Origin of the sequence: Sphaerisporangium sp. NPDC088356, from assembly GCF_040685555.1 — a bacterium.
Taxonomy (GTDB): domain Bacteria; phylum Actinomycetota; class Actinomycetes; order Streptosporangiales; family Streptosporangiaceae; genus Sphaerisporangium.
The window spans coordinates 1-2388 of the sequence record NZ_JBFBIK010000253.1 but is presented as its reverse complement, the minus strand read 5'-3'; the positions used below and the strand labels follow the sequence as shown (position 1 = coordinate 2388).

Annotated in this window: 2 protein-coding genes; one reads left to right on the top strand and one right to left on the bottom strand. The window is 66.8% G+C overall.

From position 1 onward, the window contains the following. Positions 1 to 232: endo-1,4-beta-xylanase (locus AB0O34_RS36650; protein WP_363923587.1), on the bottom strand; the 232-nt coding region annotated here is incomplete at its 3' end. Between the two features lie 1108 nt (positions 233 to 1340). Between AB0O34_RS36650 and AB0O34_RS36645 the strand changes: the two genes are divergently transcribed. Beyond that, positions 1341 to 2388: PHB depolymerase family esterase (locus AB0O34_RS36645; RefSeq protein ID WP_363923585.1), on the top strand; the 1048-nt coding region annotated here is incomplete at its 3' end.

The following is a 2388-nucleotide window of genomic DNA, read 5'->3' as shown; positions in this document are numbered from 1 at the left end:
GGGGCTCGGTGGCGTCGATCTTCATCTCGTTCTCGGGCGTCACCATGTTGAACTCACGGTTCGCGATCGTGGTGTAGGCCGAGTCGCCGAGCTTGCCGGCGCTGATCGCGGTGCCGAAGTACCGGCCACTCTGCGCGGCCGCCGCGCCGAGCGTGCTCTCTGCGGCGCCGGCGGGGACCGTCACCGTCAGCGCCGTGACCGCGCCGAGCATGCCCACAACGCCGGCGACCAAGGCCCGGCGCAAACCACGGAAGGATCGACGGGTTCCAGGCGGGGATAAGACGGTAGAGCCCATGCCTGAGCCTCCATAACTGATTCACGGGGAAAGGGGGGACACGCGGAGACATCCCGCGAATTCGACGCCGCGCACCAGAACGGGAACGCACACCACGAGGGCGTCGCGAATGGCGACCCCTGCCGAGGCCACCAACTGGCGGGGAAGGCCGCCTTGGGGACTCAGTGTGGAAACTTATCCGAAATGTGTCAAGGCCGCTCAGAAAGTTTCGACCCCCTGCTGTGCGTACGCGGCCTGGCACGTACTTCAACCTCCGTACCAGCTCCTGAAAGTTTGCGGACCGCGGCGGGATGGAACACATTCGTCTTGTCACCCCACCCGAGGACACATCGATGAAACTTCCATCACCACGTCCTCACCGGGCCGGTGCGGCCACCTCTGATAAGCCAGGTGAGCCGCCCTCAGTCACGGCGGCCGCCGGAAGACTCCCACTCAGCCCCTTGACGACACCATGCCGCCTCGTATTTGCTTCGCCCCACTACCATCTCCAGCCACCCGACGGAGAGGGGAACACCACCCGTACCCTCAATGTTAGCGTTAACAATCATCCTCACCCATAAAGTGCGCCGTTGACCGGGGTGCGGCGAGATCCGGATGGACACCACATCCCTGCGATCCGCCCTCACGGTCGCCGATCTCTGATGGGCTATCCGCAAAACGGAGAGCCAACGCATCTGTCACGTCCCTGCGGCGATGGCGTAGCCCACAGGGAACAGCCGGCAGCCCGGCCGTGCGCCGGACCCGGCCGCAAAGGTGCGCCACCTCAAGGCGTTCGTCGTTGAGAAAGTCGAATCCAGACATGTTAGCGATAACAATGGCTGTTGACTGGACCTGCTCGCAGCCGCCCGAGGGGATTGAGCATGCGTAGGTGGAGACGACGGTTCACCGCGGCGGCCCTGACCGTGGCCGCGGTGGCGCTGGGGACAGTGCTCGGGGCTGCCAAGGAGCCACAGCGCCTGTGACAGGTATCGGGAGGTACCCCCGCCGCCCGGCCACCATCGCAACGGCGTCATCGCACATCTCTTGTACGACGAAAGGACCAAGCGTGAAGCGTAGGCTCAGAGCCCTGTTCGCGGCGGCCTCGTTACCCCTGGTGCTCGCGGGCATGTTCCTGGCGGCCCGGCCCGCCGCGGCGGCGTCGCTGACCCGGGTGACCGGCTTCGGTAACAACCCGACGAACCTGAACATGTACCAGTACGTCCCGGACCGGGTCGCGGCGCGGCCGGCGCTGCTGGTCCTGGTCCACTACTGCGGTGGATCGGCCGGCGACATCTTCAACGGTAACGGGCACGACTACGTGACCGCGGCCGACCGGTACGGGTACATCATCGTGCTCCCCGAGGCCACCCGCAGCGAGAAGTGCTTCGACGTGTCCACCCCTGCCGCGCTCAGGCGCGACGGCGGCGGCGACTCCACCGGCATCATGTCGATGGTCTCCTACACCCGGCAGCGCTACAACGTCGACCCGGCCCGCATCGTGGTCAGCGGCTTCTCCTCCGGCGCCATGATGACCAACGTCCTGGCCGCCCAGTACCCCGACGTGTTCGCAGCCGCCTCCGCCTTCTCCGGCGTACCCGCCGGGTGCTTCGCCACCACCAACGGATCACTGTGGAACAGCCAGTGCTCCGGCGGCCAGCTCATCAAGACCGCCCAGCAATGGGGTGACCAGGCACGGGCGATGTACCCCGGGTACACCGGCGGCTACCCGCGGATACAACTGTGGCACGGCACCACCGACACCACCCTCGCCTACCCCAACTTCGGCGAAGAGATCAAACAGTGGACCAACCTGCGCGGGCTCTCCCAAACCCCGGCGTTCACCGACCACCCGCAATCGAGCTGGACACGGACCCGGTACGGCAACACCGGCACCCAGGCCACCATCGAGGGCATCAGCATCAGCGGAGTCGGCCACCAACTGCCGATGAGCGGTCAGCTCGCCTACGCCATCTCCTTCCTCGGCCTCGACCAGAGCTCCCCCACGCCCACCCCGACCCCGACGCCCACTCCGACCCCCACTCCGACTCCCCCGCCTGGCGGCGGTAGCGGACCGATCAAGGGCGTCGCCTCCGGCCGCTGCGTGGACGTGCCCA